27 protein-coding genes are annotated in these 22,290 nt (G+C 64.8%); 14 read left to right on the forward strand and 13 right to left on the reverse strand.

The genetic code is table 11. From position 1 onward, the window contains the following. Positions 1-311: 311 nt before the first annotated feature. The 6 genes from ACFWVD_RS04770 (at position 312) to ACFWVD_RS04795 (ending at position 5,107) form a co-directional block, all read left to right on the forward strand. On the forward strand, positions 312-701 hold the full coding sequence (locus ACFWVD_RS04770) for a hypothetical protein (RefSeq protein WP_379240590.1): 390 nt from the start codon (positions 312-314) through the stop codon (positions 699-701). Positions 702-1,344: 643 nt separating this feature from the next. Beyond that, on the forward strand, positions 1,345-1,893 hold the full coding sequence (locus ACFWVD_RS04775) for a DUF3558 domain-containing protein (protein WP_379240591.1): 549 nt from the start codon (positions 1,345-1,347) through the stop codon (positions 1,891-1,893). A gap of 43 nt (positions 1,894-1,936) precedes the next feature. Then, positions 1,937-2,398, forward strand: a complete 462-nt coding sequence (locus ACFWVD_RS04780) for a hypothetical protein (protein ID WP_379240592.1) — start codon at positions 1,937-1,939, stop codon at positions 2,396-2,398. 38 nt (positions 2,399-2,436) lie between these two features. Then, entirely contained in the window at positions 2,437-3,639 is a 1,203-nt protein-coding gene (locus ACFWVD_RS04785) for a WXG100 family type VII secretion target (protein ID WP_379240593.1), read from the forward strand. A gap of 19 nt (positions 3,640-3,658) precedes the next feature. Further along, entirely contained in the window at positions 3,659-4,420 is a 762-nt protein-coding gene (locus ACFWVD_RS04790; RefSeq protein WP_379240594.1) for an ESX secretion-associated protein EspG, read from the forward strand. 78 nt (positions 4,421-4,498) lie between these two features. After that, complete coding sequence (locus ACFWVD_RS04795) at positions 4,499-5,107, forward strand: GtrA family protein (RefSeq protein ID WP_379240595.1); 609 nt, start codon at positions 4,499-4,501, stop codon at positions 5,105-5,107. On the opposite strand, the gene ACFWVD_RS04800 is transcribed toward ACFWVD_RS04795, so the two are convergent. The 3 genes from ACFWVD_RS04800 to ACFWVD_RS04810 form a co-directional block, all read right to left on the reverse strand. Further along, positions 5,055-5,411, reverse strand: a complete 357-nt coding sequence (locus ACFWVD_RS04800; protein WP_379240596.1) for a hypothetical protein — start codon at positions 5,409-5,411, stop codon at positions 5,055-5,057. The genes ACFWVD_RS04795 and ACFWVD_RS04800 overlap by 53 nt on opposite strands. 222 nt (positions 5,412-5,633) lie before the next feature. Further along, the gene (locus tag ACFWVD_RS04805) at positions 5,634-6,152 is read right to left on the reverse strand and encodes a hemerythrin domain-containing protein (RefSeq protein ID WP_379240597.1); all 519 of its coding nucleotides are present in this window, start codon (positions 6,150-6,152) and stop codon (positions 5,634-5,636) included. 206 nt (positions 6,153-6,358) lie between these two features. Continuing rightward, positions 6,359-6,571 (reverse strand): hypothetical protein, encoded by a 213-nt coding sequence (locus tag ACFWVD_RS04810; protein WP_379240598.1) that lies wholly within the window; start codon positions 6,569-6,571, stop codon positions 6,359-6,361. A 106-nt stretch (positions 6,572-6,677) separates the two neighbouring features. On the opposite strand from ACFWVD_RS04810, the gene ACFWVD_RS04815 reads away from it, so the two are divergent. Further along, positions 6,678-7,580: a hypothetical protein gene (locus ACFWVD_RS04815; protein WP_379240599.1), complete on the forward strand. Its 903-nt coding sequence runs from the start codon at positions 6,678-6,680 to the stop codon at positions 7,578-7,580. 183 nt (positions 7,581-7,763) lie between these two features. Beyond that, complete coding sequence (locus ACFWVD_RS04820; protein WP_379240600.1) at positions 7,764-7,934, forward strand: ATP-binding protein; 171 nt, start codon at positions 7,764-7,766, stop codon at positions 7,932-7,934. Positions 7,935-8,564: 630 nt separating this feature from the next. Here the strand turns inward: ACFWVD_RS04820 and ACFWVD_RS04825 are convergent. The 6 genes from ACFWVD_RS04825 to ACFWVD_RS04850 form a co-directional block, all read right to left on the reverse strand. Continuing rightward, the gene (locus ACFWVD_RS04825) at positions 8,565-9,008 is read right to left on the reverse strand and encodes a DUF6941 family protein (RefSeq protein WP_379240601.1); all 444 of its coding nucleotides are present in this window, start codon (positions 9,006-9,008) and stop codon (positions 8,565-8,567) included. Then, entirely contained in the window at positions 9,005-9,454 is a 450-nt protein-coding gene (locus ACFWVD_RS04830) for a helix-turn-helix domain-containing protein (protein WP_379240602.1), read from the reverse strand. Before ACFWVD_RS04830 ends, ACFWVD_RS04825 begins: the two co-directional genes overlap by 4 nt. Continuing rightward, entirely contained in the window at positions 9,441-9,860 is a 420-nt protein-coding gene (locus tag ACFWVD_RS04835; RefSeq protein WP_379240603.1) for a hypothetical protein, read from the reverse strand. Before ACFWVD_RS04835 ends, ACFWVD_RS04830 begins: the two co-directional genes overlap by 14 nt. 192 nt (positions 9,861-10,052) lie before the next feature. Then, entirely contained in the window at positions 10,053-10,565 is a 513-nt protein-coding gene (locus tag ACFWVD_RS04840; RefSeq protein ID WP_379240604.1) for a hypothetical protein, read from the reverse strand. A gap of 54 nt (positions 10,566-10,619) precedes the next feature. Then, positions 10,620-11,762: an epoxide hydrolase family protein gene (locus ACFWVD_RS04845; protein ID WP_379240605.1), complete on the reverse strand. Its 1,143-nt coding sequence runs from the start codon at positions 11,760-11,762 to the stop codon at positions 10,620-10,622. 58 nt (positions 11,763-11,820) lie between these two features. Next, positions 11,821-12,975 carry an alpha/beta fold hydrolase gene (locus ACFWVD_RS04850; protein WP_379240606.1) on the reverse strand — a complete coding sequence of 385 codons (1,155 nt, stop codon included), beginning with the start codon at positions 12,973-12,975 and terminating at the stop codon, positions 11,821-11,823. Between the two features lie 73 nt (positions 12,976-13,048). On the opposite strand from ACFWVD_RS04850, the gene ACFWVD_RS04855 reads away from it, so the two are divergent. Further along, on the forward strand, positions 13,049-14,014 hold the full coding sequence (locus tag ACFWVD_RS04855; protein ID WP_379240607.1) for a LysR family transcriptional regulator: 966 nt from the start codon (positions 13,049-13,051) through the stop codon (positions 14,012-14,014). Between the two features lie 115 nt (positions 14,015-14,129). Further along, positions 14,130-14,729 carry a CAP domain-containing protein gene (locus tag ACFWVD_RS04860; RefSeq protein WP_379240608.1) on the forward strand — a complete coding sequence of 200 codons (600 nt, stop codon included), beginning with the start codon at positions 14,130-14,132 and terminating at the stop codon, positions 14,727-14,729. Here ACFWVD_RS04860 and ACFWVD_RS04865 read toward each other — a convergent pair. Together ACFWVD_RS04865 and ACFWVD_RS04870 are read right to left on the reverse strand one after the other, a co-directional pair. Beyond that, positions 14,726-15,364 (reverse strand): hypothetical protein, encoded by a 639-nt coding sequence (locus ACFWVD_RS04865; protein ID WP_379240609.1) that lies wholly within the window; start codon positions 15,362-15,364, stop codon positions 14,726-14,728. The two genes, ACFWVD_RS04860 and ACFWVD_RS04865, sit on opposite strands and share 4 nt — an antisense overlap. Before the next feature lie 75 nt (positions 15,365-15,439). After that, entirely contained in the window at positions 15,440-16,723 is a 1,284-nt protein-coding gene (locus ACFWVD_RS04870) for a hypothetical protein (RefSeq protein WP_379240610.1), read from the reverse strand. A gap of 171 nt (positions 16,724-16,894) precedes the next feature. On the opposite strand from ACFWVD_RS04870, the gene ACFWVD_RS04875 reads away from it, so the two are divergent. Beyond that, on the forward strand, positions 16,895-17,098 hold the full coding sequence (locus ACFWVD_RS04875) for a cold-shock protein (protein ID WP_379240611.1): 204 nt from the start codon (positions 16,895-16,897) through the stop codon (positions 17,096-17,098). Here ACFWVD_RS04875 and ACFWVD_RS04880 read toward each other — a convergent pair. Continuing rightward, positions 17,095-17,877 (reverse strand): MHYT domain-containing protein, encoded by a 783-nt coding sequence (locus ACFWVD_RS04880; protein ID WP_379240612.1) that lies wholly within the window; start codon positions 17,875-17,877, stop codon positions 17,095-17,097. The two genes, ACFWVD_RS04875 and ACFWVD_RS04880, sit on opposite strands and share 4 nt — an antisense overlap. A gap of 420 nt (positions 17,878-18,297) precedes the next feature. Here ACFWVD_RS04880 and ACFWVD_RS04885 point away from each other — a divergent pair, with 420 nt between their 5' ends. Next, entirely contained in the window at positions 18,298-18,501 is a 204-nt protein-coding gene (locus ACFWVD_RS04885) for a cold-shock protein (protein ID WP_056812000.1), read from the forward strand. A gap of 77 nt (positions 18,502-18,578) precedes the next feature. Here ACFWVD_RS04885 and ACFWVD_RS04890 read toward each other — a convergent pair whose 3' ends face one another. After that, positions 18,579-19,382: a DNA polymerase beta superfamily protein gene (locus ACFWVD_RS04890; protein WP_379240613.1), complete on the reverse strand. Its 804-nt coding sequence runs from the start codon at positions 19,380-19,382 to the stop codon at positions 18,579-18,581. 133 nt (positions 19,383-19,515) lie between these two features. Here ACFWVD_RS04890 and serA point away from each other — a divergent pair, with 133 nt between their 5' ends. Beyond that, positions 19,516-21,114 (forward strand): phosphoglycerate dehydrogenase, encoded by a 1,599-nt coding sequence (gene serA / locus ACFWVD_RS04895; RefSeq protein ID WP_379240614.1) that lies wholly within the window; start codon positions 19,516-19,518, stop codon positions 21,112-21,114. A 117-nt stretch (positions 21,115-21,231) separates the two neighbouring features. Further along, entirely contained in the window at positions 21,232-22,239 is a 1,008-nt protein-coding gene (locus ACFWVD_RS04900) for a 3-isopropylmalate dehydrogenase (protein WP_379240616.1), read from the forward strand. Positions 22,240-22,290 lie beyond the last annotated feature (51 nt).

The raw sequence follows: 22,290 nt of genomic DNA on the forward strand, positions 1-22,290 counted from the left end.
TCCGATCCTCCACCTCGAAGATCGCCATATGGAGGACCCAGGCCTCACACTATTGTCGCGAAAGGGGCACGCCCAGATGGGTGCCACGCCACCGTGGTAGTCAATACGGATCCGAGAATTTCAACATCCGCAGTGCCTCCGATTCAGATTGTCACTTACGAGCAACGTGCAGCCGTTCGCAACGGGGATCAAGTATTAATAGAAGTTCTAATCGGAGACTGTGGTTGGTAAGTTGGCTTCTTCGGGCTAGTCCGTTGGCTCAAGGAGCTACAGATTCTTATGGATGCACTGGGCGAAACTCGGCAGGAGGCGTGCCCGATATGGGGTCTAATGATGATGAAACCGACTTGGACGCTGCCGCATGGTCGAGCGAGCAGACCCCGCCGCAGATCGAATTCATCGAATTTCTTGCACGCGTCGAGCCGGAGTTCGGCCAGATTGTGTCGGAGCATGAACGAGACTACGGAGAAATTCTTCCCACGCTTGTGATGGGTGATATCGCTCGCAGGACCGCGGCGATCGCTAATGCTGGTGGTAGTGAGTCGAACCCTCGGCTGTCGAAAGTCCTTGATGCGGCAGATCGTGACGGATGTCTTAGATATCCCGCATCGCAGCCAGAGCTGCACGAGCGGCTGCTACCACATGCGGCCACTCGGAATCTCTCAGGTATACCGCATCCGGTGCGTTTCCTAATCGGCTGATCATGGGGCCGAGCACTTGGTCCAACTCGATCAGTCGGTCGACCTCTGGTCCATCTACGAGCACGGTTCCGATCCTGCTACGAGCGTCGGGGACGACTACGCAGTCGTCGTACAAGATACTCACGTTCAAGTCCAGGTCGTCGTAAAAATTCGCGTGCGGGAATTGGCGATTTATCCAGACTCGCCTTTGATAGTCTGGATCGGCGAATGATTCGAGTGCATCTATCACGGACATGCGCATTTCGGGATATTGAACAGCGGTCATGGTTGATCCCAACTCCTCCAAGTCAGCCAATAGGCGCCGTTCGCGTCGACAGGGCTTGTCGATCGAGCTGGTCGTTGTCCCAATTATGCAGGTCACGACCTCACGTCACGGCTTCGCCACAGTGCTGTCAACGACTCCACAGACCAATTCAAACGGTTCTCGGTGGACGTTCGAATTGTGATCAGAGTCTCAGGCAGGCGCCGATCGGCCGTCTTCAAGGTGTGCCGCGAAGCTGGCACAAATGGGTTCGTTCCTAGGGTGCGAGCGATTGCCCGGATCTGGTCGGGTGGGTAGCGTAGCTGACGATGGGCGGGGATCCCCCTGACGACCAACACAATATTGAGGAGGGGTGGGGTGCGGCGTAGTCGGGTTGGGTTGATGGCTGTTGGTGCGGTCTTGCTGGTCGCTGGGTGTGAGTCCTCGACTGACGGCCAGGCGGTAGGGCTCGAGGCGACGACGAGTGGGCAGGGGCTCGCGGCGGACGTGCCGGTGGGGTTCGATCCGTGTCGGGATATTCCGAAGTCGGTGTTGGATTCGGAGGGGTTGCACAAAGCCAGTTCGAATAACAACGCTGATTTCGACGGGGCTGGTGGGGTCAAGTGGAGAGGGTGTAGCTGGGTGGTGTCCGACGGGTACGCGGCCGGAATCACGACCACAAATCTGACTGTCGATAAGGTTCGGTCGAACACGAAGCTGACGGTTCGGGGCGAGTACACGATCGGTGGACGATCGGCGGTGGCCGCGAGCCGTTCCGACAACAAGAACCCTCGCTCGGTGTGTACCCTCACGGTCGCGATGCAGGGCGGGAGCCTAGAGTTTTCCCTCGACAATCCGGACTCGAACGAGTTGACCGGTCAGCGCGATACGTGCGAGCTCGCGCGCGGTCTTGCGGAGAAGGTCGTTCCGTTGCTCCCAGCTGGAGCTTGACTCGATAACATCAACTCGGACTTGAATCAGGGGGAATCTGACCATGAGTGGTGAAAGACCGTTGCAGGACCTGCTTGCCGAGGCGCAGGAGGGTCGGCTGACGATGAGGTTCGGCGGCAGCGTTCGGGTGGACGCCGAAGAGTTCGTCTACATCGAACGAGAATGTCAGACCTTCAAGGACCTGATCCGCGAGCTCCAACGGACCGCGACCGCAATTTCCGAGCGTGAGGTGTGGGGGCTGGGAGAAGCGGTGGCGGAGTTGATCTCTGCGCAAACTATGGTCCGTCGGTTCCGGGAGAAGGGGCAGGGGTCGGACAACAGCGTCCACGCGATCCTCGACCAGCACTACAAGATCGTCGATGACCTACAGGAACTCCATCGACTGATCGCCCAGCGCTACCAGGAGACCGACGCCGAATTCGCCTCCTACTACAAAGAACTCCTCGCCGCAGCACCCGCGCCGGGCACCCCTGGCGGCGGCGACACCCCGGCCGAGCGCGTCTAGCGCCCGCCACCTGAATCACGAGCGACGGCAGGGCGACGATGGTTTTCGAAGACAAGCAGATTCCGAAGCAGGAGCACACCCCTGACTTCAGGCACCCGCAGATCAATGGCGCGTTCAAGCCGTTGGAGCCGACAGGCAATGCGTTGGCTGCGGCGGGGCAGTACAGCCAGATCGCTCAGAAGTGGCGGGAGGGTGTCACCGATTTCGCCGCACGGATGAATCGTGCCAGTGCTGCGGCGTGGGACGGTCAGGCGGCGGAGCGGTCTCGTGAGGCGATCAAGAATTACACCCAGCGCGCCACGGAGTTGACCCCGGAGCTGGAAGCGTTGGCGACCCGAGTGGGGCAGACGGCACAGGCGATCACCACTACGAAGGATGCGCTGCCCGACCCCGGTCAGAGTTTCGAATTCACCTCGCCCAGTACTTGGGATATCTGGAACAACAAGGACCCGGACGAGCAAGAAGAAGTAGCCCGCCGGGTGATGGCGCAACATTATGTGAAGCCGTTCACTGAGGCCGATGCGGGCATTCCGGTGTTGCCGACACCGGTCAGTCCGACGAATCCGCTGCATGGGGCGATCGACGACGGCACCGGTGGTGGCGGAACTGGTGGTGGTGGAACAGGCGGCGGCAGTATGAAACCCGGCGACGGTTCCGGCGGAACCTCCGAGCCCGCGACCACTGAGGATCCGGCAGCCCAGCAGGAAGTCGAGGATCCCGCCGCCGCGGCGGACGACGATTCCACTGACGACGGCTCCTCCACCAGCGACGAAAATGGTGGAGGTGACGAGACCGCACCGAGCAGCGCAACGCCAGAAGGTGCCACCGCACCGGCAGCAGCTTCTCCTGCAGGGGGCACACCCTCGACCGGATCACCCGGCGGCGGCGCTGGCGGTGGTGGCGGAGGGACGCCGGGTTCGCCTGTGGCAGCGCCTGTTCCGGGTCGCGCTGTCGCTGGTGCGCCGACGGCGGGGACGCCCACCGGTATCGCCGGTGCCGGGTCGGGGTCGTCGAGTGCGGGACGCTCGGGTATGCCGGGAATGATGGGCGCGCCCGGTGCCGGACGCGGCAAAGGTGGCGAAGACGATGACACACACCAGATTCCGGACTACCTGATCACCGCGGAGAACACCGAGGAGCTGTTGGGGGAGATGCCGAACACGATCGCGGGCGGGGTCATCGGTGGCGATGCGCCATCGGCGAACACTCCGCCGCCGGCGCCACCGCGACCGCAGAACTGAATAGGAGAACAAGCCCTCGATGGCTGAATGGGTTTGGGCGTCAGACGATTTCGCAGCACTCTGGTACAGCGACGGGATCGACCGGTTCCCTCGACCGCTGCATTATCAGAGTCGGTTTCACTACGTCGAAGACTACGAGTCTCATCGTGCTCATGTCCTCGCTGCCCTCGACCAGGACGAGAGTGAACTGATCAGGCTGGCGTTGCACACGTTGACCTTCGGACAGTTGCGTATCGAAATACGTGGTGGCTCAACGGCTACCAACCCGGGGACGATGCGGGAGTATCGGATCGTCGGTGCGCAGAACGGTCAGCACGGTGTGGTGTTGGCGCAGGCGATCGTCAACGGGGTCGATGGTCCGATCCATGGTCGGCTCTTTCCGTCCGAGCACCTGCCGAAGCGTCTTGCCGAGCGGGTTCCACGCTGCACACCGGGGCGGCAGGTGCCGATTTCTGTCGACGTCCTCGATGTCGAGTCCGGCGCCGCACACCAGTCGTACGCGCGGCGCAGTCCCCGCGAAGAATACGAAGCCCTGACCCGCCGCCCGATCGACGGCAGTGGTCAGGCGCGACTGCTCGTCGGTCATATTCTGGACCGCCCCGAACCGTGGTACACCACGCAGTGGGTAGACCTTTCCGACGATGGTCGCTACCTGCAGCGACGAACCCGGGATCGGATCACCGTTCGGCCCGCTGTCGCTGATGATCTGAGCGTTGGATTCGCCGGCTGGATCGAGCGCGCGCAGAGGCGGCTCAGGGAGGAAGAGCCTGCCGTTTGGTGAGGGCGTGCTGAGACACTGATGCCTGCCGGTCTTGTGTATACGTATACATCTACGTATAGTCAAGGGTCGTCAGGCAGCATGTTCGTTCCGATCGAGCGTGCGGATTCGGCAGTGACCGCGCCGCAGATCATCCACCCGGGAATGCTCCCCACCAGCGCCTTCACGGCGTGGATTCCCGTGCCGCGCAATGATTTCGGCCGGGTGCTGCAATACCTGCGCAGCGACCACGCCTTCGCCCAACTGATCCGATTCGCCCTGGTCGGCGGTGCCAGCAACATCGCCTATGTGCTGCTGTTCATGACCATGCACGGCAGCGGACCGCTGGTCGCCAACGTCGCCGGATCGATGGTGAGCACGGTGATTGCGAACGAACTGCACCGCCAACTCACCTTCCGGGCGGGCAATCGTGTCGGCGGGTTCACCGCACAGTGGGAGGGCGGCGGGCTGGCGTTGCTCGGACTCGGGATCAGCACGGCAGCACTGGCCGGACTGGATGCGGTGGCACCGAACCTCGGTGGGGCCGTGCAGGCGGGCGCCGTACTTGCGATCATGGCGGTGGTCGGCGGACTGCGCTTCCTGGCGCTACGCAGTTTCGTCTTCGGCTCGACTAGACCCGGTGGGACCCCGGCGATGTTCAGGTCGCCGGGCGCAAGTACGGATCGACTCCGGGCACGTGGACTGGAGTGAGCATCGTGTCCGGGTGGACGACCGTGACGCGGGGGTTGATGAAGTCGAACTCGCGATCGAACGGATAGGTCCACCGGACTGCCTGGATGGGCATCTGCTGTTGGACGAACAGGTAGTACGCCGCGTGCGGTGTGTCGTCGCGATACGTCGGAGGGAGGTTCTTCCAACATACGTCGGCGATCCCGCTGGATGAATTCAATTCGGCCGCTTCGGTTCCCGGGAAAACGACGACAATGCGATCCCATTCGTCCTTCAGGCCGGCGGCCCGTGTCACATCTCGCATGGACAGCGGCTCGTGCCCCAACGCAACTGTGCGCGCGGCTCGATGGAGCCACGCGCCGTCGCCGAGCGGTTGTTGCGACGACCGGAAATCGAACGTTGCCGCGCAGTTCTCGATTGGTTCCGGCTGATTCGACCCGCATCCCGAGATCAGTGCCGAGAAGAGCAGGACCGATCCGGCGGTCAGCCTGCGACCAAGACCCCGACCTGCGACAGTAGGTGCCACGTGCACGATCGGACTCCTCGTCTACGAGATCACCAGGCGCAGTGGGCCGGGCACCGTGGACAGTACCCGGCGGCGCCGCTCGCCCTCCACGTCGCGCAGCAGCCACGAATAGTACGGTCGAAGACCGCGTAAACCGATGCGGCGGCGCATCTCTCGGTCCAGCAGTGACCATTCTCGATCGTTGATCAACGGCAGTGTTTGCTGCTCTTCGTGCTGCAGGTGGTTGTGCAATAGCTCCGACAATGCCACCAGCGTCGGTCGCGCGGCTTCCGGTCCTGCGGTGTCGAAGGCCCGATTCGCTTGGGCCAGTAGGGGATCGATGCGGTCGTGTTCGGCGGCCATCGCCTCGACCAGCTGCGCGTCCACGCCTCGGCGGCGCAGGCTCGGCCAGAGCACGACGTCCTCCGCGGTGTGGTGGACCGACAGTTGGGTTCGGAACTGCGTCCAGCGTTCATGATCCGGGGTGGTGGACAGGGCGCGGAGGTCGCGCCGGAACGCATCGTGTGCTGCGTACATCATGGTCATATCGCGTTCGGACATCTGCCTGGCCCTTCGTCGTGCGGGGTGATCCGCGTCTTGGATCAATTACATCCGCGTGGGAGGAGGCAGAACATCGTTCATTCGCCCACAGACATGCGTGAGCGTCTCTGGGCATGAGTTGACTGTCGTCAGCGGGTAGGCGGCACCGAAATACCGCGCGCAAGAGGGCATTCTTCGACAAGCTGGTGCTGCCGACGACCTGAGAATCAGGGGAGGTGGCGAGGGTCGACTTCGACAGGACGTTCGCTTCTCCATTGTCGGACAGTGGTGACCGTTTCGACATCGAACGATTCGGCAGCGTCGCGGACTGTCGCGACGACCTGATCGAGTCGGCGAACCTGGGTGAACAGGCCGGGTACCTCGGGAACCGAGATGGCCCACCATCCACCGCTGCGGGAGGCGTGTGCGGTGACGTCCATAGGGTTAACCCTACGTTCGGCAACCGCAAGCGTGGCGTGCTGTGAGTTTTGCGGTGGGGGATTTGCCTGATTCGAACGGCTGTTCGAAAATTGATAGTCTCGCCGCATGATCAGCTCATCGCATGAGGCGATGCACGGGATCTTCACCTACGACGCGGCCGCAGTCGGACGCGCCTTCCGTGTGCTCCGTCTTCCGTTCCCCGATCCCATTGCCGTGGAACAGATTTCGGTCGATCTCACTACGACGGCACCGGTCGAGCGGCGTGCGGACACGATCTTGCGGGTCACGACCGCGGAGGACGAGTTCCTGCTGATCGTCGAAGCGCAGTCGTGCAGGGATCTCACCAGGATCGCCGCGTGGTCGTATTACGTGACGTTCCTGCACAACAAGTACGAGCTGCCGGTGGTGTTGGTGGTGGTCTGCCATGACAAAGAGACCGCCGCGTGGGCGAGTAAGCCATTGACGCTGACCTACCGGGGCTGGACTACCTTCACCTTGCAGCCGATGGTTCTCGGGCCGCACAATGTGCCCGCGATCACTGACCCCGCGGAGGTGCTCGCCGACCTGCCGCTGGCCGCGCTGTCAGCGATTACTCATGCCCGCGAGCCGGAGATCAATGCGATACTGGAGGCGATCATCGTGGCTTTCCGGAGACGGGGGTCCGATGATGAGACCGAGTTCTACGCCGAACTGATCGAACAGGGAATCTCGCACACCGACGCTGCCCAGCTCTGGAGGGACAAAATGGACATGGATCTGGCGTTCTTCCGGTCGGAGTCTGCGCAGCGGTTGCGGGCTCAGGGGCGTGAGCAGGGTCGTGAGGAAGGGCGCGCCGAGGTGCGAGTCGAGGAAGCTGCACGCGCTGTGGTGACCGTGCTGACCGGCCGTGGAATCGAGCTTTCCGTCGCCCAGCGCACAGTGCTTGCCGAAACTGTCGACGTCGATCAGCTTCATGCATGGCTGCTGCAGGCCGTGACCGCGACTTGCGCGGGCGAACTGTTCGACTGACGATCGGCCGTCATAGGGTGCCAACCCGCGATGATCACACCCCCGTCTGCATCCGAGGATCCTCGGTGGGGTCGGAGTATTGCGGTGGGCAGCCGTCGGTGATGGCTTCGGGGCGCAGTTCGTAGTGCCAGGGTTCGTTGTCGTAGATCTGGCACAGGCCGTAGGTGGCGCGGCACCGAACGCGTGCGTACCCACCACACCGGCGACGGACTCGGCCTGGCCATCGTCAACAGCATCACCCGAGCCCACGACGGAACTCTCACCTTGACCCCGCGCGAGGGTGGGGGGTTGCGGGTGACTGTGCGACTGCCGTCCGGCGGGGCTTTCCTGCGCAACACTGAAATGATCCGCTGAGCGGGTGCCTTGCCTCCACAATGGGTACATGAATTCCGTTGTGCAGCAGTTGATTACCGTGGCTGGGGTCCTTCTGGGGGCGGGGGCGACGTTCGCGGGGGCGGCGTTGACCGAGCGGTCGAAGTGGCGGCGTTCGCAGCGAAGTCGGTGGGATGATCGGCGGCTGGTGGCGTACAGCGAGTTCGCTCATGCGCTGAAGCACTTCTCGGTGGTGTCGCAGCGGATGGCGGCGTCGAGGGGATTTCCTCATGCGGGACAACCAATTTCAGCTGAGGATGGTGCGTTGCTGCTGGCTGACGCGGATTCCGAGAAGACGTTGAAGTGGGAGATGGTGCTGCTGCTCGGGTCACCGGAAGCGGTTGCGGCGGCGCGGGTTTGGAACAAGGCTGTGTGGGAGCTGAGTCTGGTCGCGCTGGGTGAGGAGATGAGCCATGCCGACTACCTCAGCGCATACGAGGGCACGGGTCACAAGCGGAACGCCTTTTACGAATGCGCCCGCAAAGACCTCGGGGTTCGGAGTGGGGAGCTGCCGTTCGGTGATGGACCGTGGTTGCCGCGGAGTGTGCAGTTGACGCCTGGAGATGTTGATGTTCCAGCGACAACAGGGTCGGGTCGCTGTGAGGATCCCGGCTACTCGGCGGCCGTCCGTTCGTTCGGCAACGGTTCCATCACGCGAAACTGGTACGAGGTACGCGACTGCGGATCGTTGTCAGCGACAGCCTGGAACTCGTATCCGCCTGGGGGCGTAGGCATTCCTGCCGGAATCTGAACCGCGAATTGGATCCGGACGGATTCGTACTCTGCCAGATCGTCGGCGCGGCCACCGTCCAATCCGACGTCGACGCGGATCACCTCCTCGTCGAGATCTCCCCTGAACGGGTTGCCCGCGCCGTCGCAGAGAGTGATCACTATTTTGTGTGGTCGGTCCGCTTCGTCACGCCCGAGCTCGGCGAAACCTAGGACGACGAATCCCCGGACTGGGTGAGATATCCGTGTCCAGCCGGCGCCGAGCGCGCTGATCTTGCCGTTCGGCGCGTCTTGAGCCGCATCGGCGAGCAGGATCGTCAACTTCACCGGAGCCCTCCGGTCGACGTTGTGGTGTCGTTCGTGTGTGCGGGTAGGTGTCCGCGCAACGGCACCCAATGGTCGGCGATGTGGCGGTTCGTGACCGGCTCATCCGTGGAGCGAGCGTTGCCGCGGCGTCGTCGGTGGGAGCTCTGGGGATACGACGGCGTGCCGTCCTCGATAGGCGTCAGGGTAAGGCTCAGCGTGTAGCCATACGCACGCGCATACTTTGCCAACGCGGCCACAGTGACGTTGCCGTCGCCGTTGAGGACCTGTGAAACGCGACCTTCCGACACTTTCAGCAAGTCGGCGATCTGCTTCTGTTTCGGGCCTGACCTCGTGCTCAGCCAGCGGAACAGTCGAGACACCTCCGCTGTCGCAGACGCTGCCGCCAGTTCGATCGCGCCCTGTGCCGTGGCCGCGTACCGCGCGTACTCGGTGTCATTGTTTGTCATGACCGAGGTCCTCCGTCCGTACTTTTCGTGCGAACCCGATGTCGCTGGGCTTCGCGAGTCTGCCCTTCTTCGGCCAGCCGTTACACAGTCTGATCTGTGGATCGAGGTCTGGGATGAACCAGGTCGCACTGTCGGGATAGGGGGCGCTGTCTCGATCGCGAAGCTTTCGCTTCGGGGTGTGTGACCCGTCGCCGGGTGTGTCGTAGAAGGCGATTCGAGCTCGACCGGCTTTGAACTCGAATATGCCGTCTTCGAGTCCGTTCATCGACTCGCTTCGGTCGCCTTCGCCGTGCTCGGCGTAGTACTGCATCGTGTGCATCAGTTTGGCGTAGGTGTCGACTTGCTCGTCTGCGTGCATCCCATTTTCCTCGCCGCCTGCCCAGGTTCCCTCGCTGAGGTACGACATCACCTCCTTGGCGGGTGCCGTTGTTCCATCCGTACGCACTGCGTACGAGATGCGGCACCAATTGCCCTCGCAGACGGCCTCGCGCTCGAGCGGAACTTTAGTCAAGGCTAAACCATTTCTGCACGATTTCGCACGATCGTGACGAGATCGACCCGTGCCACCGCGCGCCTAGTTGTGTGAGTGTTCTGATCTTCAGCTTGCGAGTGCGGCGAGTTGGCCGACGCTGCCGCCGAGTAGGTGGCGGGCGCGGACCATATGGTCTGCGGCGGCGACGATTCGGTCGTGGTACGTGGTCGTGTCAGGAATTCCGTAGTGCTCGGCAAACCATCGGGCGACTTCGGTCCATGAGTACAGCGAGTAGCCATCGCCGCTCATCGGTGCAGGGAAGCCGCCGGGCCCGCGCTCTCCTTGTGCGAGGCGGCGGACGCCTTCGTATGTGCGGGCGGTTCGGCCTGCGATGGTCTTCAGGGCGACCAGGTTCTCTGTGCGGACGCCGACAACGGTGAAACCGGCAGCCTCGGCTTGGCTGATCGTGCTGACGATGGCCGACGCCAAAGAGTCGTCGCTGCGGTGAATATGCAGGACCGGGACGGTTCGGGGGCCGAATTCGGGTGTCGAGTCGTCGAGTCCGGCATCGTGCAGTGAGTCGAGTTCATCGTCGGTGGGTGTGCGATCGAGAACCAGGGTGAATTCATGGTCGCTCATGTGGTGTGACTGTACACCAGATGGTGCATAGTCACACCACATTGCTCTACTGGGTCACACCACCTTCGCGAAGAAGTCGCGGATGTCCTGGGCCAGTAGGGCGGGGACCTGGTAGGCGGCCCAGTGGCCGCCTGCGGTGTATTCGCGCCAGTGGACGAGGTTGGTGTGGTCGCGGTCGGCGAATTTGCGGGGTGGGGTGAAGTCGTCGCCGAAGGCGGCCAGGCCGATCGGGACGGTGGTGGGGGTGGTGGGGGTGGGGGCGTGGGCGCTTTCGAAGTAGAAGCGGGCTGAGGAGGCTGAGGTGTTGGTGTGCCAGTAGAGGGTGGCGTTGGTGAGCAGGGCTTCGTCGGAGACGTTGTGGGCGAGAAGTTGTGCAAGCCAAGCGAGTTGGCCCGCGGGGGAGTCGGATAGGGCGTGGGAGAGGGTGTGGGGTTGGGCGCGTTGGGAGCTGTCGTGGATGGCGCGCTGGAGGTAGTTCTGGCCGAATTCCAGGGCGGCGTAGTCGTCGGGGCCCAGGTCGTCGAATTCGCCGGGGGCGCCTACGGGGAAGGAGAAGATCTGGTCGACGTGGATGCCGATCACGTTTTCCGGTGCGCGCCTGCCGATTTCGGGGGCGATGATGGCGCCGGCATCGTTGCCGTGCACGCCGTAGCGGTCGTAGCCCAGGCGTTCCATCAGGGTGGTCATCGCGGCGGCCATCCGCTGGGGGTTCCAGCCGCTTTCGGTGGTCGGGCCGGACAGGGGGAAGCCGGGGTAGGACGCGATGACCAGGTGGAAGGCGCAGGACGGGTCGAGGTCGGCGGCGCGGGGGTCGGTGAGTTCCGGGATGAGATCCAGGAATTCGACGAAGGAGCTGGGCCAGCCGTGCAGCATCAGCAGCGGTACCGCGTCAGGCTCGGGTGAGCGCACGTGCGCGAAATGCACTGTCTGGCCGTCGATTTCGGTGACGAACTGCGGCACGGCGTTGAGGCGCTGTTCTACTGCGCGCCAATCGAATTCGCGCCACTTGTCCAGCAGTGGTCGCAGGTAGGCGACGGGGACGCCGTATTCCCAGCCTGCGGGGATGGGAATACCGACATCGACGGCGGCGGGGTCGGGGATGTCGCTCAGCAGGCGCGTGTTGGCGAGGCGCCGGGTCAGGTCGTGCAGGTCGGCGTCGGGGATGTGGAGGGTGAAGGGGGTGATGTCGGTAGTCATGGGACAACGGTGCGCCGGGGGGAATTCTCGAACAACGGGCAGAACCGTTGCGTGGGGATCACTTTCGCTTATCGGTGCTCTTCGCGAAGGTGCCGGCCCGCTCCATCGCCTCGTCGGCGTCGGGCAGAATCGACCAGAACGCGTGGAAAACGTGCTCTTCGGCGGCATAGGTTTCCAAGGTGATGTCGACGCCGCACGCGGTGGCTCGCTCGACCAGGGTGCGGGTCCGGTGACTGTGGATGTCGCCGCTGGCGATCTGCACCAGCAGCGGCGGCAGGCCCGTCAGGTCGGCGGTGATCGGGTCGTCGCGCTCCCATTGGGTGCGGTCGGCGCCGAGGTAGGCGGCTGTCGTTCGAAGGTAGAGGCGTTGCTCCCAGGACAGTTCGGCGGAATCATCCTGTTGCGCAACATGTCCCGCGGCTGGACACAAAAGAATGGCGGATCGGGGCATCTGCCCGCCCGACGCGGCGATGCGCAGCAGGGTCGACAGCACCAACGCCCCACCGGTCGAATCACCCACCAGCACAATGTCATCGGGGTCGGTGCCGCGTTCGCACACCCACTCGTACGTGCGCACAGCGTCGTCGAGTCCCGCCGGAAACGGGTGCTCGGGGGCGAGCCGGTAGTCGGGGACGATGGCGGTGGCGTCGGCTGCCACTGCCAGGCGACCGGCCAGGCCGCGATAGCCGTACGCGGAGCCGAAAACCATTCCGCCGCCGTGCAAGTAGACGATCGTCAAGCCGGTGCGCCGCGCGGGGCGCAGCTCGACGCCGGGCACGCCGCCCGCGTTCACGGGGCGAATTTCCACGGAATCGGGTGGGGGATAGTGCGCGTAGATGCGCTCCAGCTCCGAGCGGATTCGCGAGAATTCCGCGTCGGCTTCACACATTCGCGCGATCGGCTCCCACAGTTGCCGCACGAGCACCGCGGCTTCGCCCGCGGCATCGCGCACCGCCGAGACCGCGGTATCGAGATCGGCCAGGACCAAGCGGGCGTGCGGCAGCAGGGCATTGCCTGCGGCGGTCATGCTCACGCTGTGGCTGTCACGGGCGAACAGTTGCGTGCCCAGCAGGCGCTCCAGCTGCCGGATCTGCCTGCTCAGCGAGGGCTGCGTGAGGTGCAGGCTGCGCGCGGCTCGGCCGAAATTGAGCGCTTCGGCCACCGCGATGAATGCGCGCAGGTGACGTAATTCGAGGCCGGAGGGGGTGAACATCGTGGGCACCGCCGTTTCTGGAATGGCCGAACGCTATCACCGTAGACGGCTATACGCGCGGCGTATCGCAACAGTGCGCGATCGGAACTTCCTGCACGTCGCGGTCGGTGCGACAGTGGAGAAGACAAGGGAGCACACGATGGAACTACGCGATATCGAGATCCTGCTGACGCTGGCCGAGGAACTGCATTTCGGCCGCACCGCAACGCGATTGCACCTGTCGCAGGCGCGGATCAGCCAGTCGGTGAAAAGCCAGGAACGACGGATCGGCGCACCACTGGTGGACCGGGTCAACCCGCGCGCGGTGGGGCTCACGCCGCTGGGAATCCAGCTGGTCACCGAACTGCGACCCGCCTACCACCGCATCGTCCGCACGATCGACCACGCCCGCCTGACCGCGCACGGCGTCACCGGGGTGTTGCGGATCGGGTTCCAGCCGGGCGCCGAATACGAACATTCACCGGCCGTGATCGCGGACTTCACCCGTCGAAATCCGGCGTGGCAGGTGATGCTGCGGCAGGTGGGGTTCGCTGATCCGATCGCCGCGCTCGAGGCAGGCGAGGCGGATGTGGTGTTCGCTCGGGCGCCGTTCGAACGGCAGCAGCACTATCGCGTGACAGTGGTGGCGACTGAACCGCGGTGGGTGATTCTGCCTGTCGGACACCGGCTTTCGACCGCACCGTCGGTGCCGTTCACCGAACTGCTCGATGAGGCGTTCGTCGCGCTGTCGCGCGAGACCGGGTGCGCGCGGGCGTTCTGGTTGGCCGAGGCCGACCGTGGGCGCGCGCCGGTGCGGGTGGCCACCGAGGTGAACGGGATCGGGGAGCTCGTCGCGGCGGTGGCGCACGGGGCGGGGATCGGGCTGACCGCGGAGTCCACGCGACTGTTTCATCGTGATCCCGGGGTGGTCTTTCGGCCGGTCGACGGGATCGGGCCGTGTGAGTTGGTGGTGGTGTCGCGGCCCGCGGACGATCGGCCGGTGGTCGCGGATTTCCTCGGGGCCTGTGCGGGAGTCAATGCCATGGAGATCACGATCTGAGGCGTTGGTCGGGCGATTGTGATCGTTTGGGATGTCGGCGATCGACCCGATCTCTCCTAGTCTGGTTGACGGTTCACCAAGTAATCAGCCTGGGTCGGGACTAGGACTGAAAGCAATGCGGAATCTTCGGAAAACGCTGGTCATCGTGGGTTTGTCGGCCGCGCTCGCTTCGCCTGCGGCGGCTGTGTCGGCCTTGCCGTTGCCCATTCCGATTCCACCGTTCGGGTCGGCGGGAGCGGGGTCGGCGGGTGCTGGATCGTCGGGGTCGGCTGATCAGATGCCGCCTGGGTCGGCGGAGGAACCACAACAGCCGATGGCCGTGCAGGACGCGGGGACCATGCGTGCGCAGGTGCTCGGCCTCGTTAACGCCGAACGTGGGCAGCACGGGTGTGCGCCCTTGCAGGAGGACTCCCGGTTGGCGGCCGCGGCGCAGGCGCACGCCGATGACATGGCCGCTCGGGGGTACTTCAGTCACAGCTCACCGGAAGGTCTCGCGGCCGCGGATCGGGTCGCGGCCGCTGGTTACGCGCCCGCGCAGATCGTCGCGGAGAACCTGGCGGGTGGACAACAGACTGCACAAGACGTGGTCGCTACGTGGATGGGCAGCGTCGAACACCGCGCCAACATCGTGAACTGTCAGCTGGTCGACACCGGTGTCGGCGTGGGATTCGGTGCGCAGGGCCCGCAGTGGGTGCAGGACTTCGGCACGCTCTAGGGCTGCGCCTCGCGGACCTTGATCGCGTCGCGGGAGATGTAGACGTCGTACTCGCCGGGGGTGGCGATGACGGCGTTGCCGTAGGCGGAGCGGATGAAAGGGTTGGTGTACCAGCGGTTTTCGTTCATGTCCTCGAAGAAGTCGCGGTCGCCGCCGTTGAGCAGGACGTGGTCCTGGTTGGTGGCCTTGCCGTCGGTGCGTTGGCCGTAGAGGCGGCTGATCTTGTAGCCGGAGTGGAAGCCCAGGGCGTTGACCCAGGGTTCCAGTTCGACGATGTTGGACTGCAGGGTCCACTGGTCGCCGGTGATGCGGTGGGTGGACTGGGTGGTGGTGCCGTCTTCGTTGAACTGGGTCAGTTCGATGTCGAGTTGATGATCTTGGCCCGCAACGGGTTTCGCGATCACGTGCGCGGCTTTGATTTCGCCGGTCAATCCGAGATAGGTCTGCAGCAGGGTGGCGATCCAGAGCAGAACCACCGCCACCAGCAGCAGGGCGAGGCCGGGAAGTGCGCGGCCCGCAACAGCTTTGGGGCCGCGGCGGCGGGCGGACACGGCCATGATCAGCAGGGCGACGGCGAGGACGATCAGTGCCAGGAGACCGACCTGGGCGAACCCGAAGGACACCGGGAAACTCATGATCTGGGTATACCCGAAAACAGCTGTCGCAGGCGCGGTCTCGCCGTTCCGGGATGGTCGATTCGGCAAGGAGGGTTACGGCTGCGGTGTCGCGGGGCGGTGGTGCATCAGCGACCACACCGCGATCGCGCAGCCCAGCGCGACCACCATCGCGACCGCCCCGGGGCCGAATCCGCGATCCACCTCGGAGGTGCGGTACCACGACGAGGAGTAGGCCAGATGGCCGAAATCGCTGTCGCTGAGCGCGACTCCCACCGACGGCACGAACAGGGTCGCCAGGCCCACGACGCCCGCGGTGGGACTGATCGGCACCGACGTGCCCAGGCAGTAACCGGCGACCGCGCCCAGTGCCAGGCAGCCCAGCGCGGCGGTCAGGCCCGCGTGCGGGTGGACGATGTCGGTGGCGAACACGAAGCAGGCCAGGGCGAACACGCCGGCCGCGGCCACCAGCGGACGGGGCGTGCGGATGCCGAACCAGAGGGCGACGGCGGTGGTGGCCAAGGTGGCCAGGTCGATCCAGCCCGAGCGCGGCAGCGTGACGACCAAGCTGCCCGCCACCGAGAAACCGCTCATCAACAGCAGCAGAATGCCGTCACGGCCGGGCAGGATCAGCGCGGCCACGACCGCGGCGGCGATGACCACGATCGAGGCGATGATCAGATACGGGGCGCTGGTCTTGTGCGCGGCCACGGCCAACGCGGTGACGATAGTGGTGGTGAAGGCGATCAGGGCGGCGAAAACCGGCGCCAGCGGGATGGCGTTTTCGGCGGTGGTGCGGGGTGGTGCCGGGGTGGTGAGCGCGAAATAGGCCAGGGTGAGCACGCTGGCCGCGATGAACCACAGCGGCATCGTGCCGCCCAGTGCGCCGCTCAGACCGTCGGAGTCCGCGTCGGTGGGGGACTGGGTGAGGTCACCGAGGATGGTGGCGCCGAGCATGGCGAAGATGTGCACCGTGCGCAGCAGCGGCTCGCCCCACACCGCCACCGCCAGCGCGCCCACGACGATGCCCGCGAGCAGGGCATCGATGAAATTCAGAGTGGGCAGCGACAGCCCGTCGAGGCCGTCGGTGCTGCTGTTGGCCAGGGTCAGGTGGTTCAACAGGATGCAGGCAAGGGCCAGCAGCGCGGTCCAGCGGGCCGTGCGCACCCCGCCGATCGCCACGGTGACCGCGCCGGTGATCACCGCCATGAACGCACCGCCGGTCATCGCGCGCGGAACATTGAACACCAGCAGATCCACGTGCACCGACGACGCCAACGACGCGAAACTGATCGGCAGCATGATCGCCAACACGGCCACCGACGTGGCGACGAAGATCGTCACGGCCTCCACGGCGCAGCGAACGGTCGAAGGGCGCACCGAATCTCCGTTCTCGCGCAGACCCGGTCCTGCGTGGACCGTACTTCGAGCTTATCCAGTGCGCGACCGGGGACAACGCTGTCGGCGATCCCCGGTCTTTCGTGTCGGACGCCCCGACGTGCGACGATGGACGAAACAGGCTGGCAGGCACAGGAATCGGAAGGTCGGTTGATGCCAAGCGGGGTCGTGACCTGGTTCGACAGCGGCAAGGGGTTCGGTTTCATCACCCCCGACGCCGGTGGTCCCGACGTGTTCGTCGAGTACACCGAGCTCGTGGGCGAGGGTTTCCGCACGTTGCGCGACGGTCAGCGGGTGGAATACACCGTCACCGAGACCCGGCGCGGCCCGGAGGCGCACAACGTGCAGGCCGGTTAGTTCTGGCCGCTGGGCCAGAAGCGGCTCGCGCGCTGACGGTGGGCAGGCCTTGTCAGGCTGGGGTCCTCGGCTTCGGTGATGCCGACCTGCATCAGCAGGATCATCGTGATCATGCTGATGCAGATGATCAGTGGGGTCAGCAGCTGCGCGGCGGTGGCGCCGGAAGCGTGGTTGACCGTGGCGGTGGTGTGCGCGCTCATCGAGAACATGCCGGTGTAGTGCATGCCGCACACGGCCACGCCCATCAGCAGCGCGGCGGCGACGGTGGCCAGGATGCCGTGCACGTGCAGGGCGAACCACAGCGCCGCGGTGGAGGCGACCACCGCGATCACCATCGACACCGCGACCACGAGCGGGTCGTAGACGATGGCGATGTCGGTTTTCATCGCGTACATGCCCGAGTAGTGCATCGCGCCGACGCCCAGTCCGGTGATCGTGCCGCCCACCGGCAACGCGGCGCTGTCCCAGCTGCGACGCACCACGATCGACAGTCCCAACCACACCACGCCCATCGCCACCGCGGCGCTGAACAGGGTGACCGGGACGTTGTAGCGGATGGTCGCGCCGTGCACGGAAAAACCGAGCATGGCAATGAAATGCATGACCCAGATACCGGTTCCACCCAGTGCGATCGCGGCGGCGGTGAGCCAGCCTCCGTGGCTACCGGAAGCGCGCGAGCGAACCATGCAACGTAGCGCCAGCATCGACCCGATGACCGACATCAGATAGGCCAGCAGGGGCGTTACCCAGCCGTAAGTGAAATGGTTGATATGCAGCACTGTCAGCTCCTAGCGTGATTTTCCGTGAGCCGTGCGATCCCTCACGAACTCGGAAAATACGCTGGTAGAGAATTTGCCGTACTGGGTTTCTGGAAAATGTAAAGGGCCGCTGACGATGATGCGTCACTAATGCATAGGTTTCTCGATGGTGAAGCGTGCCAGTCGGTTTGGTGTGTGCGGCCGGCTAATCCGGCATCCGGGGAGCAACTACCTCGGCATACGCCCAGCATCCACCTCCATAGCGAGCTGGGTCACCTTCTGTGACACCTCCAGCTGGCAGCATCTGCGGGGGTTGCCTTGCTCACAGTTCGCACACTTTGCACAGTGGGATGTGGAGGAATTCGCAGATTCGTGGCAGAGTGGTCATCGAGACCAGGGCCGGACTATTAGGACCTAGCTCATCTACAGAAGGTTTTTGAAATGGCACAGGGTGTTGTTAAGTGGTTCAACGGCGAAAAGGGCTTCGGCTTCATCGCACAAGACGGAGGCGGCCCGGACGTCTTCGTGCATTACTCCGCGATCGGCGGCTCCGGCTTCAAGTCCCTCGAAGAGGGCCAGCGCGTGGAGTTCGAGGTCGGGCAGGGTCAGAAGGGCCCCCAGGCTCAGGACGTTCGCGCCATCTGATTCTGCGCTGAACAGCGTACGAATGTGAAGCTCCGCACCTGTTGGTGCGGAGTTTCTGCTTTGTCGGGGTAGGTCTACTACCTCAGCGCCTCCGCCCGGAAGAACTCGTCGGTGATCGCCCTGGCCGCAGTCAGGTCACGCGGACCGCGCGAGGCGAACTCCGCGGTCGCCCGTTCGAACTCGTCGGCGATGAACGCCGCGATCACCGCGGGCGGTTCCGCCATCCCCATCTCCCTGGTCCGTGACTTCAGCTCGGTCAGGTCGGCGATCGCGGCGACCAGATCGGCGGGCAGCTCGCACTGTGCGAGCAGCGTCGGCAGGTGCATCGGCGCCACCGCGGCGCCGGGATGCTCGTGCAACCAGCGCAACGCCATCGCCGGACGCAACGAATAGAACACTTTCTTCAAGCCGCCCTTCTGTGCCTGCAGTGCCCACTGGCGCATCCCGAGGTGCAGGTAGTGCCGCGCGATGCGGTCGCGGTCGGCCACCTCGGTGGCTACTTCGCGTAGTCGGGTGCGAAACGACTCGTCGCCGCGGTAGACGATCGGCGACATCAACCACTCCACCAGCACGGCGTTGCCCGCGACCAGCAGACGCAGGGCCTTGGCCAGATCCCAGCCGTTCACGTCGAGCAGGCCGATCAGCGGGGTTTCGATGACATCGCGGGTGCGCCACGGCGACAGGTAGGTTTCCAGGCCTGCCACATAGACGAAACGGCAGTCGTAATCGGAGTCCGGGGAGGGGAAACCCCAAGCGCGACTGCCACTTTCGATGGCCAACCGCACAGTCACGTTGTGCTGCGCGCACACCTGGTCGAGCACGGTGTCGACGGCGGCCACCACGGCCGGATCCATCGAGTCGGGGACAGTGCGCAAGGACATGAGGTGAGGTTAGCGGCGACAGGGCCCAGCGTTCACCCGGTTTTCGGGCAGGGGGGTAAGGACAGCCTGCGGTGGGCGACTATTCTGGGCGGCGGTAACTGCCGACCCCTCTCTTCACCAGGAGTACCCCACTGTGAGCCAAGCAGGCCGTCCAGTAGTTCTGATCGCCGACAAGCTCGCCCAGTCGACCGTCGACGCACTCGGTGACGGTGTCGAGGTTCGCTGGGTCGACGGCCCGGACCGCGCCGCCCTGCTCGCCGCGGTGCCCGACGCCGACGCGATTCTCGTGCGCTCCGCCACCACCGTCGACGCCGAAGTACTCGAAGCGGGCAAGAAACTGCAGATCGTCGCACGTGCGGGCGTCGGCCTGGACAACGTCGACGTGCCCGCCGCCACCGAGCGTGGAGTGATGGTCGTCAACGCGCCGACCTCCAACATCCACACCGCCGCCGAGCACGCGGTCACGCTGCTGCTCTCGGCCGCGCGGCAGATCCCCGCCGCCGACGCCACCCTGCGTGAGAAGACCTGGGCGCGAAGCAAGTTCAACGGTGTCGAGATCTTCGGCAAGACCGTCGGCGTGATCGGCCTCGGCCGCATCGGCCAGCTGTTCGCACAGCGTCTTGCCGCCTTCGAGACCAAGATCGTCGCGTACGACCCCTACACCTCGCCCGCGCGCGCCGCCCAGCTCGGCATCGAGCTGCTGACCCTGGACGAGGTGCTCGAGCGCGCCGACTTCCTGTCGATCCACCTGCCCAAGACCCCCGAGACCAAGGGGATGCTCAACGCGACCACCCTGGCCAAGACCAAGCCGGGCGTCATCATCGTCAACGCCGCGCGCGGTGGCCTGATCGACGAGCAGGCGCTGGCCGACGCGATCAAGTCCGGCCACGTGCGTGCCGCCGGCCTGGACGTGTTCGAGACCGAGCCGTGCACCGACTCGCCGCTGTTCGACCTGCCGCAGGTCGTGGTGACCCCGCACCTGGGCGCCTCCACCTCCGAGGCGCAGGACCGCGCGGGCACCGATGTCGCCAAGTCGGTGCTGCTGGCACTGGCCGGGGAGTTCGTGCCCGGCGCGGTGAACGTCACCGGTGGTGCTGTGACCGATGAGGTCGCGCCGTGGCTGGATGTTGTGCGCAAGCAGGGTGCGCTGCTGGGTGCCATCGCCAACGAGCTGCCCGTCAGCGTCGAGGTGCAGGTGCGCGGCGAGCTGTCCTCGCAGGATGTGGGCGTGCTGGAGCTGTCCGCGCTGCGCGGGGTGTTCTCGGCTCTGGTCGAGGACCAGGTCACCTTCGTCAACGCGCCGGCGCTGGCCAAGGAGCGTGGGATCACCGCTACGGTCACCACCGCTTCGGAGAGCCCGACTCACCGCAGTGTTGTCGACCTGCGTGCGGTGTTCGGCGACGGGTCCACGTTGAATGTGGCCGGCACCCTGACCGAGCCGAACCTTGTTGAGAAGATTGTCAACATCAACGGGCGTAACTACGACATGCGTGCCGAGGGGTTGAACCTGGCGGTGCTGAACTACAGCGACAAGCCGGGTGCGCTGGGCAAGATCGGCACGCTGTTGGGTGAGGCCGAGATCGATATTCTGGCTGCGCAGTTGAGCCAGGATGTGGATGCCGAGGGTGCGACCGTGGTGTTGCGCGTGAACGCCGATGTTCCGGCCGCGGTGCAGACCGCGATCGCCGAGGCTGTCGGTGCTGCCAAGGTCGTTCTCGTAGACCTGGTCTGAGTTGTTCGTCCCGGTCAGCCGGGACATCGGCAGCTGCGCGCCGTCACCTCACGGTGGCGGCGCGCACCTGTATCCCGGCGCGGCATCGTCCGCCCCGACTTCGAACGGAGCTAGTTCATGAAGCTTGCAGTTATCGCCGGTGACGGCATCGGTCCTGAGGTTATTGCTGAGGCGCTCAAGGTGCTCGATGTGGTGTCGCCGGGGGTTGAGCGGACCGAGTACGACCTTGGTGCGGCTCGCTACCACCGGACTGGGGAGATTCTGCCCGAGTCGGTGCTGCCCGAGTTGAAGCTGCACGATGCGATTCTGTTGGGCGCGATCGGTGATCCGTCGGTGCCCAGTGGCGTGCTCGAGCGTGGGTTGTTGCTGAAGACGCGTTTCGCGCTGGATCACCATGTGAACCTGCGGCCGTCGAAGCTGCACTCGGGCGTCACCAGTCCGCTGGCCGGCAACCCGGATATCGACTTCGTGGTTGTGCGTGAAGGTACTGAAGGTCCGTACACGGGGACCGGTGGTGCGATTCGGGTCGGCACGCCGCACGAGGTGGCTACCGAGGTTTCCAACAACACTCGCTTCGGGATCGAGCGGGTGGTGCGGTACGCGTTCGCGACCGCGCAGGCTCGTCGTAAGCATCTGACGCTGGTGCACAAGAACAATGTGCTCACGTTCGCCGGGTCGCTGTGGCAGCGGACCGTCGACGAGGTCGCGGCCGAATTCCCTGATGTGACAACGGCTTACCAGCACATCGACGCCGCCACCATCCACATGGTGACCGATCCGGGTCGCTTCGATGTGATCGTCACCGACAATCTGTTCGGCGACATCATCACCGACCTGGCCGCCGCGGTCAGCGGTGGTATCGGCCTGGCCGCCTCGGGCAATATCGACGCCTCGGGTGTGAACCCGTCGATGTTCGAGCCGGTGCACGGCAGTGCTCCCGATATCGCGGGCCAGTCCAAGGCCGATCCGACCGCCGCGATCCTGTCGGTGTCGCTGATGCTGAACCACCTGGGTAACACCGAGGGTGCGGCACGCATCGAGTCCGCTGTCGCCAAGGACCTGGCGTCGCGCACCGGCACCGCCTCCACTGTCGAGGTCGGCGACCGGATCGCCGCTATCGTCTGATCCTGTACGTCAAAGGCTCGCTCCGGCTGAACGTCGGGGCGAGCCTTTGTC

The sequence above is a fragment of the Nocardia sp. NPDC058666 genome (genome assembly GCF_042714895.1).
In the GTDB taxonomy this organism is placed as follows: Bacteria; Actinomycetota; Actinomycetes; order Mycobacteriales; family Mycobacteriaceae; genus Nocardia.